Here is a 14,084-nt window from a genome sequence, read left to right as displayed (position 1 = left end):
CTGTTAATCAGAGGGTCGCTGGTTCGAGCCCAGCAGGAGGAGCAAAAAGACTTACAGAAATGTGAGTCTTTTTCTTTTTTATAACCTTTTGAGACATATTATAATTGTAAACAATAAACTTTCAGACGCACACAATATCAAGACTGTTTTTTTCGTTACATTTGCACCTTAATAATCAGAGACAAAAGCTCTTTAAATATTTTAGTTTAAATAATTTACAGCACGCTTTTTGTTTAAGCTAAATGCTCGATGAATCAAATGATGTCTACACAGATTTATAAATATTTTCTTTTTATATCTTCCCTCTTTACCACAGGCTTTTTTTTCGCACAGACTTCCGTTACCGGAAAAATTTCAGACGCTAAAACCAATAAAGACCTCACCGGAGTCAGCATCTTCATTAACGATAAGACTGCAGCCGCTTTAACGACAACTTCATCACAGTTTACGGTAAGTTCAGACACGGTTATCTACAAGATCAGGTTTGAAAGAAAAAACTATGCTTCATTTGAAGTCACGGCTATTGAGAATAATCTTCAGATCAAACTTTCTCCTGAAAAGGAAAGTGCAATTGCCGAAGTTGTCATTCAGAATACCAAGCCGAAATACAAAAACAAGAAAGAAAATCCTGCCTACGCCATTATGCAGGAAGTCTGGAAACGCAAAAGAAACAACGGGCTCGAAAAATTCGACAGCTACAGCTATAAAGAATACGAAAAAATTCAGTTTGACGCCAATAATATCGACAGCGCATTTATGAGCCGGAAGGTTTTTAATAAACTCGATTTTATTTTCGACTACGCCGATTCCACAGCCAACGGAACAATGGCTTTGCCCGTCTTCCTCAACGAATCTATTTATGAAAACTACGGCTTAAACAAACCTTCCAAAAAGACTAAAAAACTTCTTACTGCACAGAAAACTTCGGGATTTCAGGATAATCAGGTGGTGGCAATTACGGCGAAAAATCTTTACCGTGATATCAACATTTACGATAATACTTTAAATTATTTTGATATCGGATTTCAAAGTCCTGTATCGACAGATGGCTTCAGTACTTACGATTATCAGCTGAGCGACACTATTTCCATCAGCGGAAACCGAGCCTACAGAATCCGCTACGAACCGCGCAGAAAAGACGTTCTGGCTTTTCAGGGCTATCTTTATATTGACACGGAAACATATGCTGTTTTAGGAGCTACTTTAAGATCGACCAGTAAAATCAGTGTAAATTTCATCAATTCAATTTATACTGAACTGGAATACAGCAATCCCGATGACGAAACTTTCCTGCCGAAAAAACTGGTAACTCAAATTGAACTTACCCCTTTTTCAAAAAAGAAAAATTCTAAAAGTCTGCTTGCAAAACGCTCTGTTAATTATTCAGATTATCAGTTTAACCAACCTCTGGCTGACGAAATTTTTGTCCGGAAAGAAGAAGAGTATGATGCCAAATTTGTAGAAAAAAACGATGAATTCTGGACTGCTGCAAGACCCGACTCCCTTTCGAAACAGGAAAAAGGTGTTTACGAAATGCTTGAAAAGCTTCAGCAGACACCGAAATTCAACCGAATTGTAAAACTGTATGAAACACTGGCATCACGATATTACAATGTTACAAAGGGTATTGACTTAGGGCCAATCACTTCCATCTATGGAAAAAATGAGGTGGAAGGTGACAGAATCAGAATTGGGGCGAGAACCTATTTTACCCAAAATGATCCGTGGAGACTTGAATTTTACAATGCATACGGCTTTAAAGACCAGCAATTTAAATATGGTGTGGAAGGACGTTATATGTTCAACCGTGTCAACCGTTTTATGATCGGTGGAGGCACCAAGAGAGATATCACACAGCTTGGTGTACAGCTGACTACCGAAGACGGTATTCTATCCCGTTCATTCGCTTCTTCAACGGTTTTTGCCCGAGGAGAAAATGCTTCATTAAGTTCGGTTATCCAGACAAGCTTTTTCACATCAGTAGAACCTTGGAAAAACTTTCAGGTACGCGTAGATGGAACTGTACAAAGCATTAAATCTGCCAATCCGGAAGATTTCAATCTGATGTATTACAGAAATGGTGACCTTAGAAAAACCGTAAATGATTCGCGTGTTACCATCAGTTTAATTGCCAGACCGGGAGCTAAATTCTCACAAACCGGTGTCGACAGATATGAGCACAGCACACTTGCACCCACAATCGTTTTAAAATATACCCGTGGAATTGAAGGTTTATTTAATGCAGATTTCAACTACAACAAACTGCAGTTTATGTTTTACAAACCGATGCTGCTCGGAAGCTGGGGCAAAACCTTCCTGAATTTTGAAGCAGGGAAAAACTTTGACACTGTTCCTTTGGCGCTGCAGAATATTATTCCGGCTAACCAGAGTTATGGATTGGTTCCGAATACCTTTGCACAGCTTAATTATTATGAGTTTGTAGCAGACACCTATTCTACTTTGCATATTGAGCACCATTTTAACGGCAAAATACTCTCATTTATTCCTCTAATTAAGAAACTGAAGTTAAGGGAAGTCGCTTTCATCAGAGGAGCTTATGGAACCCTCAGTGACGCTTCTAAAAATATCAATGTTGACAATTTAAAATACTCGGCGCCAGATCAGCAGATTTATTATGAATATGGTTTCGGGATTGAAAATATCGGCTTTGGAAACATCAGAATCATCCGTGTAGACTTCAACTGGAGAGGAAATTATCTTGACCGTCCGGATGCTTCCAGATTTGGAATTAAGGCTGGATTTCAGTTTTATTTTTAATTCAAAAACTTAGTTGGAGGCTTGACCACATTAGTCACAAAGAGTTTTTATCTTTTCCCTGCATATTTTAGAACACATTAGAGAAAAAATTAAAATTTTTTCTGTCCATGATCCATTGTCATTTATTATAAAATACATTTAAAAAAGTATCGGCAAACAACCTACACAATGAAAAATCTTTGATTTTTCAATTCTTATGTGATCTATTAAATGCCAGATTTGTAAAACTATCTGATGTGACTAATGTGTAAAAAGACGATCTAAAAGTTCAATTCAAAGCACAAAAAATCCTCAACATGAATGCTGAGGATTTTATTTTTATAAAACGCTTTTTAAATTATGCGTTTGGTTCAATAGATACAAATGATCTGTTGTTTGCTTTCTTTCTGAAAACTACTTTCCCGTCAACAAGTGCGTGCAAAGTGTGATCTTTACCGATCCCAACGTTTTCACCTGGGTGGTGCTGAGTACCTCTCTGTCTTACAATGATGTTACCCGCGATAGCGTCTTGTCCACCGAAAATCTTTACACCTAATCTTTTAGAGTGAGATTCTCTACCGTTCTTCGAACTACCGACTCCTTTTTTGTGTGCCATTTTATTTTATGGTTTTTTGGTTAAACAATTATTCTGCGCCAGCTTCCTCAGTCTTAGGAGCCTTTTTCGCTTTAGTTTCTTTTTTAGCTCCGTCAAATCCTGTGATTCCAGTGATTCTGATCTGAGTTAATGACTGTCTGTGACCGTTCTTTACCTGATAACCTTTTCTTCTTTTCTTTTTGAAAACGATTACTTTATCAGCTTTTACGTGATCCAGGATCTCTGCTTCTACAGTGATTCCGCTTACAGCTGGGGCGCCTACGGTGATTGCTCCGTTTACAGTAAGAAGAATTTTGTCGAAAGATACTTTCGCTCCCTTATCTCCTGCCAAACGGTTTACAAACAGCCTCTGGTCTTGCTCAACTTTATATTGAAGCCCTGCTATTTCTACAATTGCAAACATTGTTTATAAATTTTAGTTATTTCGAGGTGCAAATGTACTGATTATTTATTGATTAACAAGATTGTTTGACCAAATTTTCTATTTTTTATACAAATTTAGTTCCAGCTGATTATTATTGTTCTTATATTTTTCCGAAAGCATTCCTTCATAATACTTAATGATTTCGGCATTTTCATTAATTACCCTACCATCACCAAAACTAATTTCCATTTTAGTATTTGGGTTTGAAAGCTTTTGTTTAACATCTTTTGCAGGATCATTTTTATAGGATAAATAAAGCTTTTTGTATTGATCAGGAGTGACTTTCACACTTTTCGTCTCATTTTCTGCATCTTTTTTCAAGGCTAAAATCAAATCCCACGATTCATCTTTATCCTTTAGTTTTTTACTTCCTTTTAACAGAAACTGATGAGATTTTGTATGATCTTCCAGTTTCACAATCAATCCCGGCAAACCATGAAATTTATACGGACCATCCGGAAATGGAAGATCTTTTGAAAACCATGCTTCCCAATTTCTGCCGCCAAATTCTGTAGTGGCTTTCTGACAGCTGTAATTCTCAATTTTTGCGGTTTCCGACAGAATATTCCATTTAAATTCCTGCTTGCCTTCCACATTTAAATCGGTTTGTTCGATTTGAGTAAACCATTTCATCTTAAAATCAGGATAAGATTTTTCAACAATATATTCAATATTCCAATCCTGAATAGTAGACTTGATAGTGTAATTTCCAGGCGTAGCATTTCTTTGCTTTGCAAGTGAGACGTTATCTGCAGAATCACTTTCAAATTTTGCCTGACCATAGAAATAAGATCTATCGGGAAAAATATCAAGATTTACGAATTCTTTTTTAAGACTGTCGGTTCTCGTAGAATCTCTTCTTGATTGATATTCGTAAATAAAACGGTTTCCCTGCGCCGAGAGGTTAAGACTGACTAAAAGAATTAAAATAAGACTGGAAATATGCTTCATTATACTGTGATTATTTCTCCAAATATAGAAATTAAATTAGTTCTTTTTATTTGTACTTTTGGAAAAAACTTACAATGAAGATAATTTTAAGCATGTTATTTTTTTTATCACTTACATCATGCACTGTCTACGGGGTGACCAATGATTATAAAAAACTTTCAGAAAAAGAAAAAACCACAGTTGTTGCTTTGGAAAGTTTTGACAAAACTGATACACAACACGTCTACAAAATAAATGGCCAACAGCTTAAATCTGAATTGGCTAAACATCCAAAATCTCTTGTTTATATTTTCACAAATGGGTGTACTTCCCAATATTGTCTTCCCATGTCAAATTATGAGAGATTTGCAAAAGAAAATAACTACAGACTTTTTCTTGTAATGGAAGGTTATTCACATCTGAATAAAACAACGGAACAACGTTCGGAAGTTTTTAAACAACCTCTATACTCCATCGATAATGACTTCTACAATTCGTGGTTTTCTGTTAGATATCACAGACTTTTTGCAAACGAATTACGGGGGATAGAGAAAACGGCAAAACCAAAATGGGAAGGAGGTTTGTATTTCTTTAATTATGACAAATTAGAAAAAATAACCAGAGATTTACCTTAATAACATGAACCGAGATCTTTATATTGATTTTGCGAAAGGTCTGGCGACACTTTCCATTATTTTCATCCACACCGCGTTCTGGTCGGGGCAGTTTTACATTCAGCCGGAAGTGAGAGTCTTTTCACTGGTTTTCGATGTGGCACTTTTTTATGCTCTCAGTGGGATTACTTCGGGATCAAACATCGAAAAAACATTTTACAGATTACTCAAACTGCAGGTGACATACATGATATTCGTGACGCTGCTTTTCTTTTTAGATTATTTCTTCAAAATTTTCGGACTCACCTTTTTCTCACTCGAATGGCTGCAGAGCTTCTACTCCACTTTCGGATCGAAGTACGCCGCAACAAGCATTTCAACAGTTCCTCAATGGCAGAATCTTGGAAACTGGTATCTTCATGAATACAACAATGCAGACACTTTTCCTGTGGTAATGGGAAGTTTCTGGTATCTGAAAGTTTATTTTATCTTAACCGTTTTTGGAGTTTTGATCTTAAAATTCTTCCCGAAACATGTCAACTGGTTTATTGGAATGTGCATCGCTTTAACATTACTCTTTAATATTTTCCCTGAAATATATCCCAATGGCCAGGTTGGATATGTCGCGTTTTACATGACGGTTTTTTTAGTTGCCAACAGAATGAAAGGCAAAAAAATCCCTACAAAGATGATTCCTATACTTTACGGAGTGGTCGCCGCAGCATTAGTTTGGATGTTTCTGTATTTCGGGAATGAAATTTTCTTTAAGATCAACAAGCAGAAATTTCCGCCGAAAATCCCATACATTATCTGGTCTCTGTTTTCACTGACAACACTTTTCGTGTTCTACAACCGTTTAAAAATCACCAAAGAAAACTTCGTGACTTATATTGGTAAAAACGCCATTTTCTTCTATTTCGGACAGGGAATCAGTTCGTCCCTGATTTATTTCCTCGTCGTTCCGTTAAAAGAAACTATGCCGTGGTGGCTTTTGATGGTAATCATTTATGTTTTCAACGTCATTTTAGCATTCATCATTTCGGCAGGATTAAAGAAATTTGATGCTCTAGGATGGAATGTTCTGGAATTTTTACGCAAAAAAACCGCTCAATAATATTGAACGGTTTTTTGTTTTACTTGCTTGTATTTTAATCTCTTCTTCTTCGTCCACCCATAACCAAAACAGCTATCAGAACGATGAACAGAACCGCACCTATGATGATATAAGTTGGATCTGCATACCATTCTTCAGTGTGCGTGGTTTTTGTAGTTGTTGTAACTTTAGAGTCTGTTGCTTCCTGTGCTGAAGCTGCAATGCTCAGGAAAAATGCCAACATTGCGAAGGCAAATTTTTGCACTTTTTTTGTGATAACTGAAATTTCCATCGTTGATTTTTTTATTTGTTAAAATATGTTAAACCAACTCTATGCCAACACTATCGCAATCTGTTTTTCAAAATAGAAAGTTAAGCTTCATTGGATGTTAATTTAATTAATTAAATTTACCAAAATTTTTTAGTCATGTTTAAGCTGAAACTTCCTACCGACCCGAGGTGGGCCAATATTGCAGAAGGAAACCTTCAGGAAATCCTGACAGACCATGCGTGGTGCGAGCAAAAAGCCGCCACCAATGCCATTGGACTGATCACGATGCTTCCTGAACGTCCGGATATTATTTCCGAACTTTTGCTTATTGCTCAGGAAGAGCTGGAACATTTCGGACAGGTTTTAGAGATCATCAAAAAACGCGGCTACACTTTTGGGCGTACCAGAAAAGATGATTACGTGAACGAACTGGTCAATTTTATCCAGAAAGGCGGTCACAGAGATACGCTGATTGTTGACAAAATGCTTTTTGCTGCCATGATAGAAGCAAGAAGCTGTGAAAGATTTAAAGTTTTAACAGAGAACATCAAGGACGAAGAATTAAAAACATTTTACAGAGATCTGATGATTTCTGAGGCCAATCACTATACCACTTTCATCGGTTTTGCAAGAGAACTGGGTGATCCTGAACAGGTCAATGCACGATGGGAAGAATGGCTTGAATATGAAGCCAAAATCATAAAATCTTACGGAAACAAAGAAAGCATCCACGGATAATAATCAGAATTGAAGAAACCAACATTTGAAAGCGTAACCAATATCTTTCTGAAAAACTTTTTTCAGGGATTAATTATCATTGGACCTATAGGATTGACCATTTATGTTATCTGGTCGGTAATTACGTCTATTGATAATATCATTCCGTCGGTTGCCAAACAAATTCCGGGATTGGTTTTTATCTCTGTGCTTTTAGTTACAGCCTTACTCGGATTTTTAGGAAACAAGTTTGTTGTAGGTCGCTTTTTTGTTGATTCTATTGACAGACTTTTAGAAAAAATTCCCGGCATCAAGCATATCTATTCTCCAACAAAAGATGTGATGTCATCATTCGTTGGCGACAAAAAGAAATTCAGCGATCCGGTTTGGGTAAAGACCAACGAAAATCCGGAAATCTGGAGAATCGGTTTTTTAACTCAAAGAGAAATGGACGTTGTTCAGAAAGCAAATTATGTTGCGGTCTATCTTCCCCATTCTTACGCCATTTCGGGCTGGGTAATCGTCACTGAAGAAAAAAACATCAAACCCGTTGTGGGCATGAGTGCAGCTACAGCAATGAAATTTGCAGTAAGCGGCGGTGTGGCAGGTTTTCACTCTGATGATAATGTTTTTAAGGCTCCGGAATAGTCCTCCTTCTTTATTTAATAATACTCTCTCAGATATTATTTCTTTTTCTTTTAAATGGATTCCTGTCAATTCAAAAAAGAATCTTTACAAAAATAAAAAATTCTTATTTACTGAAATTATTTAATTTAACTAAATGATTATCTGTTATTTAGAATTCAATTTAAATAAAAACTAAACAATACAATTAAATTAAAAAAGATGAGTAAAGTTGCAATCATTGGAGCCGGAGTTTCCGGTTTGAGCATGGCAAATTATCTTGAAAAAAATAATATTGACTATCATCTCTACGAAAGAAGAACTCAAAATGACCTGAAAGGACACGGTTTTATCCTTCCAAAAGAAGGAATTGAACATCTTTCAAGTATTATTGATATCAATGATCTTTACAAAAAAGGAAGTTTCCTGAAAAAATACATCCACTACAATCAGGCAGGCGAAATCATGTCTGAAAAAGATCTGGATGATGTTTTTGTAGTTTCAAGAAGTGCGTTGATTGAAATTCTCGCCAACGAAATTCCGTCAGATAAAATTTCATACCAAACAACCATCGGGCTCAAAGGTTTTGAAAACGGAAAAGCAAACATTGAGATTGATGAAAACAACGTGATACAAGCTGATATCGTGGTCGCATCCGACGGCTCGAGAAGCAGAATCAGAAGAAAAATATTTCAGGATGAAACGATGAGAGCGGTTCTGGAAAACGAAGTTGTTAACATCATCGAAAATGAAGAACTAGCAAGCCAGATTGAAAGCAATTTTCTGAAATTCCATCACGAAAAAGGCGGTCTTACCTTTGGTGTTTTAAAGCTTTCACCTAAGAAAATCCTTTGGTACTGCCAGTTTGATATTACAAAGTATTTTATTAATGAAGATTATACTGCAGACTGCATCAGACAGTTTATGATTGAGAATTTTGGTAATTGGAATGAATTAATTACATCCATTATTGAAGGTTCAAGCTACGAAAATGCCCACATCTGGCGTGTTTACGAACTGGAGAAACTGAATCCTTTCTATCATGAAAATGTAGTGTTTATCGGTGATTCGGCGCATCCTTTAATTCCGTTTACAAGTCAGGGCGTGACTTCTGCGCTGAAAGATTCTTTCACCTTAACCCAACTTTTAAAAGAAGGAAATGACCTTCAGGAAACCTTCAGAAGATATGAGGAAGAAAGAAGACCGGAGATTGACATTCACATCAACAACGGAAGGATTTTATTGAACCAGTTCCTGTTACCACTAAGCGAACAGCCGAAAAACACTTTACCCATTTCATACAAATAAAAAATGTTTACAAACAACGATATCAATTTCGAAGCTCTGAAAAGAAAGGCCTACAATGGCAGATGGGCAACCCTTGAAGACGGCATCATCCCTTTAACAGCTGCAGATCCTGATTTCAGAATGTCTCCCGCAATCGAGCAGGGAATTATTGAATACATAAAAGACGGATACTTAAGTTACGGACCGTTTTCCGGTTTGCCAGAGTTTAAAAGAAGTGTTGCAGAACACTTTAACAGCGGCAAAAACGGAAATTTCACTCCTGAAAATGTTTTGGCAGTCAACAGCGCAGCGATGGGAATGTACATGGTTGCCAACTATGTTCTGAATCCCGGCGACGAAGCGATTATTTTTGATCCGGTAGATTTCCTATTCAAAAAAACAGTGGATGCCGTTGGCGGAAATATCAAATTGTGTGCAGTAGATTCCACAACAGGTGACATCGATCTTGAAATGCTGGTTTCGCTCATTGGCCCTAAAACCAAACTGATCAGCATCTGCAACCCGCACAATCCGGTTGGTCGTGTTTATTCCAAAGAAATTTTAATCAAAATCTCCGAAATCGCTGCAGCACATGACCTTTGGGTGATGAGCGATGAGATCTGGAGTGATATTGTTTACGATAAAAAAGAATTCAACACCTACTCTTCTGTTTCTGAAGCAGCAAAAAAGAAAAGTTTTACCGTTTTCGGTTTCTCAAAATCATATGGAATTGCTGGTTTAAGAATCGGTGCTGTTTTGTGCAACGATCAGGAATTGTTGGATGATTTCACAGAAAAATCTCAGTTTAATTCAACGATTGAAGGGGTTTCTACATTATCTCAGATTGCCGCGAGTGTTGCCATTGACAAGGCTAAACCGTGGTTTAATGATTTTCTTAGTCATTTACAAAGCAACAGAGACTTTGCATATAACAAGCTGAAAAACTCAGGTATTTTAACGCCAAATCACCCTGAAGCCACGTTTGTAATTTTCCCAAAAATTGAAAATGGAATGTCGAGCGATGTTTTCGCACAACACGTTCTGAAGCAAGGCAAAGTTGCCATTGTTCCAGGCTCCGAAAGATGGTTTGGAAAAGGTGCGGAAGGCCATGTGAGGATTTGTTTTTCAACTTCGCAGGAGATTTTGGAAGAGGGTCTAAACAGGATCTTAAAGAGTTTTTAAGTTAAAAATAAATTAAGAAATGGCTGAATCTTTTGATCCAGCCACTTCTTTTTAATTTATTACAATTTATTTCTTAGAAACCCTATACAGTTTCCCACTATCCGTCACCCCATAAAGATTTCCATCCATTCCATTCAGAACATCTCTAAATCTTTCTTTCTGGTCTAAAAGTAAACGCTCTTCACCCACAACTTTATTGTCTTTTAAAATAATTCGGTTGATGTGTTGTCCGCTCAGACAGGCGATGAAAAGATTGTTTTTCCATTCTTCAATATTTCCGGTGTAGAAAGTGACTCCACTTGGCGAAACTACCGGATCCCAATAATAAACCGGCTGTTCGGTGCCTGCTTTTTGCGTAGTTCCGTTGTTGATTTTGTCGCCGTTGTACTCAATTCCGTAGGTGACATCGCCCCAACCGTAATTTTTTCCGGGCTGGATCAGATTGATTTCATCTCCCCCTCTCGGTCCCATTTCAATATCCCAAAGCTGTCCTTTTTCATCTAAAGCCAGTCCTTGAGGACTTCTGATTCCGAAAGCGTAGATTTCTGGTTTGTAACCGGCTTTTCCGATGAATGGATTTCCCTCAGCAGGTTTTCCATCTTTGGTAATTTTTAGAATTTTACCTAAATAATTATCGGTTTTCTGAGCATAAACTCTTGTCTCTTTATCAGATCTTTCGCCGGTGCTTACAAAAAGATTTCCTTCTTTGTCAAACTGCAAACGGCTTCCGTAATGTTTGTCGCCATCATAAGTAGGCGTAGCTCTGAAGATTACTTTTACTTCAGAAATATTTTTCAGGTCAGCAGATAATTTTCCTTTGGCAACTGCTGTATGATTTCCGTCTCCGTAAGGTTCAGAATAACAGAAGTAAATAATTTGATTTGTTTTGAAATCAGGATCTAAAGCAACATCAAGCATGCCACCCTGTCCTTTGTCGTCCACTTTTGGAAAGCCTTCGATTTTAGACACTTTTTTTCCGTCTGTAGAAACTACATTGATGAATCCTGATTTTTCAGTAATTAAAAATCTACCGTCAGGAAGATTAATAATCCCCCAAGGTTTTCCGAGAGATGTATTGAGTATTTCAACGTTGTAAGGTGTCGTGGTTTTTACCGGAGCAACGCGTGTCTGTCCGGCAAATGCAGGTTTGTAGTTCGTATTGGGTTTTTCTTCTTTGGCTGATGGTTCACTGGGCTTCCCCTTTCCCTGACATGAAACAATGGTTGTCGCAGAAGCTAATAAAATAGGTAAGAAAATCTTGCTCATAATTAATTTTTAATGGGTTACACAATTCAGACGAAAAATAATGCCATAAAAATTTGCATAATAAATATTTTACTCTACATTTGTAGAGTAAAATATAAACTTGTAGAATATGAATGAAATAAAACTGACAGACTCCGAGAAAACTTTAATGGAAATTCTCTGGGAAAAAGAGAAAGCTTTCATGAAAGAAATTTTGGAAGCTTATGACGCTCCAAAACCTGCCACTACAACAGTTGCAACACTTCTCAAAAGAATGCAGAACAAAGATCTGGTAGGCTTTACGCTGTATGGAAACTCAAGAGAATATTATCCGAAAGTAGCAAAAAGCGAATACTTTAAGGATGAAATGACAACGATGATTGACCGTTTTTTCAACTCTTCGGTTACTCAGTTTGCTTCGTTCTTTACGTCAAATTCCAAACTGACGCAGAAAGATCTGAAGGAACTCCGGGACATTATAGACCAACAGATAAAAAAATAATTATGGAAACTTTCATATTAAAAACCGTTATCTGCTCAGGAATTCTGTTCGGATTGTACCATTGGTTTTTGGCAAAGGAGAAGACATTTGTTTTCAACCGTTTTTACCTGATTTTTTCGGTTATTTTTTCACTTACAATTCCATTTCTGACAATTGAGTTGCCGAATTTAAAAGAAGAAAAATCAAATTTGGTAGTCGGAGAGGAAATTCCTCAACAGGTCTTCACGCAACAGATCACCGAAGAAAGCAGTTTTGATTTCAGTCAGATCATTCTGGCTGTTTACTTTTTGATTGCTGTCCTTTTTCTGGCAAAATTTATTATCTCAATTTTAAAAATTAAAAATCTAAAGGGAAGAAGATTAATTTACAGAAGCAAAAATATTGTTTTACTTCAAAAGGATCTCGCACCATTCAGTTTTTGGAATACCATTTATATTTCTGAAAAATCTTTCAGCTATTCCGGAATTGACAATAGAGTTTTTATGCACGAGGAAATTCATATTCAGCAGAAACATTCACTTGATCTGATCTTTATTGAGCTTACGAAAGCTGTTTTGTGGATCAATCCTTTCTTTTATTTCTATAAAATTGCAATGATCAACAATCATGAATTTTTGGCAGACGAAGAAGTAATCAACAAAAATATTAACATTAAAAACTATCAGGAACTGATTTTACAGGAGGTCTTGAAACAGCAAAATATACCTCTGACTCATCAGTTTAATTTTAACAACACTAAAAAACGATTTATTATGATGACAAAACAAAATTCAAAATTTGCGAAGGCAAAAAAATTTCTGGCGGCACCTGTGTTTGCAATTGCTGCGTTTGTTTTCGCTGAGAAAGTTTACGGGAACAGCACAGCGGAAAATCCGGTATCAATATCACAAAATTCAAAGATTGAGAGTGATGATGCTTTGATAGCGTATCAAAAAATACTTGATAAATATTCTAAATATTTAGATAATCAGGATTATCATGGCTTTATACAAAATCTTTCACCTTCAGACAAGATACAGTTGCATTCACTTTTTCAAAAGCTGAGTGACGATAACCAATATAATGTACCAGTCCGTTTTAATGACAGGCAGATGAAAACCAAAAGATGGAAAATTACAGATGCCGACATCAAAAAATATTTAGACAGCGAAAACTATTCTGTAATAGTTGATGGAAAACGGATCAAAAATTCAGATCTTTCGAAGTATGATATAAATGATTTCGCAACATTTCTTGAGATGAGAACAAATCCTAAGTTTAATCTGAAGCAAAGCCGCACGGTAATGCTGATGACAGAAAACTATTACGCAGCTTATCTGAAGAGAAAAGATTTGAATATGATCATTTCAGGTCCAAACTTATATTCTAAAATAAAAACCGATACGATCCCACCAAAAAAGGCAAAAGATGCAAAAGCTGAAATAAAGAAAATAAAACCTGAAGACATCAATGTAAACGAATACCCGCCTGTTGCTATGCCAAAACCTGTGCAGACTGTAGAGCAAACTCCAGCAGAATATCCCGGTGGTATGGATCTTATGAGAAAAGGGATGGGAGAAAATTTCAATGCGGCGCCTTTTGAAAAATTATCGGGAACAGTCAAAGCGAGCATTTTGATTTCAGTTGATGAGAATGGGAAAACTACCGACATAAAAGTAACAGGACCAAACAGTGAGTTTAATAAGGAAGCATATAGAGTAACAGAACTGATGACTGCCGGAAAAATCTGGAAACCAGCTACAGAAAACGGCAAACCTGCTAAAAGCGTTTACAAACTCCCACTTGCCATGAAGTTTGAAAATACTGCACCAATAAAATAGAT

At 36.6% G+C, this 14,084-nt stretch carries 14 protein-coding genes; 9 read left to right on the top strand and 5 right to left on the bottom strand.

The window, feature by feature from the left end:
* Nucleotides 1-258: 258 nt before the first annotated feature.
* Complete coding sequence (locus ASG21_RS17215; RefSeq protein WP_241773522.1) at nucleotides 259-2,778, top strand: DUF5686 family protein; 2,520 nt, start codon at nucleotides 259-261, stop codon at nucleotides 2,776-2,778.
* A 337-nt stretch (nucleotides 2,779-3,115) separates the two neighbouring features.
* Here ASG21_RS17215 and rpmA read toward each other — a convergent pair whose 3' ends face one another.
* The 3 genes from rpmA to ASG21_RS17200 all read right to left on the bottom strand — a co-directional run bounded on the left by rpmA (nucleotide 3,116) and on the right by ASG21_RS17200 (nucleotide 4,748).
* Nucleotides 3,116-3,373 (bottom strand): 50S ribosomal protein L27, encoded by a 258-nt coding sequence (rpmA, locus tag ASG21_RS17210; protein WP_056083481.1) that lies wholly within the window; start codon nucleotides 3,371-3,373, stop codon nucleotides 3,116-3,118.
* Between the two features lie 28 nt (nucleotides 3,374-3,401).
* Nucleotides 3,402-3,776: a 50S ribosomal protein L21 gene (rplU, locus tag ASG21_RS17205; RefSeq protein ID WP_056083479.1), complete on the bottom strand. Its 375-nt coding sequence runs from the start codon at nucleotides 3,774-3,776 to the stop codon at nucleotides 3,402-3,404.
* Between the two features lie 78 nt (nucleotides 3,777-3,854).
* Nucleotides 3,855-4,748, bottom strand: a complete 894-nt coding sequence (locus tag ASG21_RS17200) for a GLPGLI family protein (protein WP_056083477.1) — start codon at nucleotides 4,746-4,748, stop codon at nucleotides 3,855-3,857.
* Between the two features lie 74 nt (nucleotides 4,749-4,822).
* On the opposite strand from ASG21_RS17200, the gene ASG21_RS17195 reads away from it, so the two are divergent.
* Nucleotides 4,823-5,362: a hypothetical protein gene (locus tag ASG21_RS17195; RefSeq protein WP_128414348.1), complete on the top strand. Its 540-nt coding sequence runs from the start codon at nucleotides 4,823-4,825 to the stop codon at nucleotides 5,360-5,362.
* A gap of 4 nt (nucleotides 5,363-5,366) precedes the next feature.
* Nucleotides 5,367-6,455 (top strand): acyltransferase family protein, encoded by a 1,089-nt coding sequence (locus tag ASG21_RS17190; protein ID WP_056083472.1) that lies wholly within the window; start codon nucleotides 5,367-5,369, stop codon nucleotides 6,453-6,455.
* Between the two features lie 34 nt (nucleotides 6,456-6,489).
* Here ASG21_RS17190 and ASG21_RS17185 read toward each other — a convergent pair whose 3' ends face one another.
* Complete coding sequence (locus ASG21_RS17185) at nucleotides 6,490-6,726, bottom strand: hypothetical protein (protein WP_056083469.1); 237 nt, start codon at nucleotides 6,724-6,726, stop codon at nucleotides 6,490-6,492.
* 135 nt (nucleotides 6,727-6,861) lie between these two features.
* Between ASG21_RS17185 and ASG21_RS17180 the strand changes: the two genes are divergently transcribed.
* From ASG21_RS17180 to ASG21_RS17165, 4 genes are all read left to right on the top strand, one after another.
* Nucleotides 6,862-7,443: a tRNA-(ms[2]io[6]A)-hydroxylase gene (locus ASG21_RS17180; protein WP_056083466.1), complete on the top strand. Its 582-nt coding sequence runs from the start codon at nucleotides 6,862-6,864 to the stop codon at nucleotides 7,441-7,443.
* A gap of 9 nt (nucleotides 7,444-7,452) precedes the next feature.
* The gene (locus tag ASG21_RS17175) at nucleotides 7,453-8,070 is read left to right on the top strand and encodes a DUF502 domain-containing protein (RefSeq protein WP_056083463.1); all 618 of its coding nucleotides are present in this window, start codon (nucleotides 7,453-7,455) and stop codon (nucleotides 8,068-8,070) included.
* A gap of 198 nt (nucleotides 8,071-8,268) precedes the next feature.
* Nucleotides 8,269-9,354, top strand: coding sequence for an FAD-dependent monooxygenase (locus ASG21_RS17170; protein WP_056083460.1), 1,086 nt, complete (start codon nucleotides 8,269-8,271; stop codon nucleotides 9,352-9,354).
* A gap of 3 nt (nucleotides 9,355-9,357) precedes the next feature.
* Nucleotides 9,358-10,515 carry a pyridoxal phosphate-dependent aminotransferase gene (locus ASG21_RS17165; protein WP_056083457.1) on the top strand — a complete coding sequence of 386 codons (1,158 nt, stop codon included), beginning with the start codon at nucleotides 9,358-9,360 and terminating at the stop codon, nucleotides 10,513-10,515.
* A gap of 66 nt (nucleotides 10,516-10,581) precedes the next feature.
* Here the strand turns inward: ASG21_RS17165 and ASG21_RS17160 are convergent, their stop codons facing one another.
* On the bottom strand, nucleotides 10,582-11,781 hold the full coding sequence (locus ASG21_RS17160) for a PQQ-dependent sugar dehydrogenase (protein WP_056083454.1): 1,200 nt from the start codon (nucleotides 11,779-11,781) through the stop codon (nucleotides 10,582-10,584).
* A gap of 109 nt (nucleotides 11,782-11,890) precedes the next feature.
* On the opposite strand from ASG21_RS17160, the gene ASG21_RS17155 reads away from it, so the two are divergent.
* Nucleotides 11,891-12,262, top strand: coding sequence for a BlaI/MecI/CopY family transcriptional regulator (locus tag ASG21_RS17155; RefSeq protein WP_056083451.1), 372 nt, complete (start codon nucleotides 11,891-11,893; stop codon nucleotides 12,260-12,262).
* 2 nt (nucleotides 12,263-12,264) lie between these two features.
* A complete protein-coding gene (locus tag ASG21_RS17150; protein ID WP_056083448.1) occupies nucleotides 12,265-14,082 on the top strand; it encodes a M56 family metallopeptidase in 1,818 nt (605 codons plus the stop codon).
* Nucleotides 14,083-14,084 lie beyond the last annotated feature (2 nt).

The sequence above is a fragment of the Chryseobacterium sp. Leaf394 genome (genome assembly GCF_001424105.1).
Classification (GTDB): domain Bacteria; phylum Bacteroidota; class Bacteroidia; order Flavobacteriales; family Weeksellaceae; genus Chryseobacterium.
The sequence above is the reverse complement of the archived record's forward strand: the minus strand, read 5'-3'. Positions and strand labels throughout refer to the sequence as shown.

Bases quoted from the DNA above. Each gene is read 5' to 3' on its own strand.
- ASG21_RS17215 (WP_241773522.1), top strand. From the start codon at position 259: ATGATGTCTACACAGATTTATAAATATTTTCTTTTTATATCTTCCCTC.
- rpmA (WP_056083481.1), bottom strand. From the start codon at position 3,373: ATGGCACACAAAAAAGGAGTCGGTAGTTCGAAGAACGGTAGAGAATCT.
- rplU (WP_056083479.1), bottom strand. From the start codon at position 3,776: ATGTTTGCAATTGTAGAAATAGCAGGGCTTCAATATAAAGTTGAGCAA.
- ASG21_RS17200 (WP_056083477.1), bottom strand. From the start codon at position 4,748: ATGAAGCATATTTCCAGTCTTATTTTAATTCTTTTAGTCAGTCTTAAC.
- ASG21_RS17195 (WP_128414348.1), top strand. From the start codon at position 4,823: ATGAAGATAATTTTAAGCATGTTATTTTTTTTATCACTTACATCATGC.
- ASG21_RS17190 (WP_056083472.1), top strand. From the start codon at position 5,367: ATGAACCGAGATCTTTATATTGATTTTGCGAAAGGTCTGGCGACACTT.
- ASG21_RS17185 (WP_056083469.1), bottom strand. From the start codon at position 6,726: ATGGAAATTTCAGTTATCACAAAAAAAGTGCAAAAATTTGCCTTCGCA.
- ASG21_RS17180 (WP_056083466.1), top strand. From the start codon at position 6,862: ATGTTTAAGCTGAAACTTCCTACCGACCCGAGGTGGGCCAATATTGCA.
- ASG21_RS17170 (WP_056083460.1), top strand. From the start codon at position 8,269: ATGAGTAAAGTTGCAATCATTGGAGCCGGAGTTTCCGGTTTGAGCATG.
- ASG21_RS17165 (WP_056083457.1), top strand. From the start codon at position 9,358: ATGTTTACAAACAACGATATCAATTTCGAAGCTCTGAAAAGAAAGGCC.
- ASG21_RS17160 (WP_056083454.1), bottom strand. From the start codon at position 11,781: ATGAGCAAGATTTTCTTACCTATTTTATTAGCTTCTGCGACAACCATT.
- ASG21_RS17155 (WP_056083451.1), top strand. From the start codon at position 11,891: ATGAATGAAATAAAACTGACAGACTCCGAGAAAACTTTAATGGAAATT.
- ASG21_RS17150 (WP_056083448.1), top strand. From the start codon at position 12,265: ATGGAAACTTTCATATTAAAAACCGTTATCTGCTCAGGAATTCTGTTC.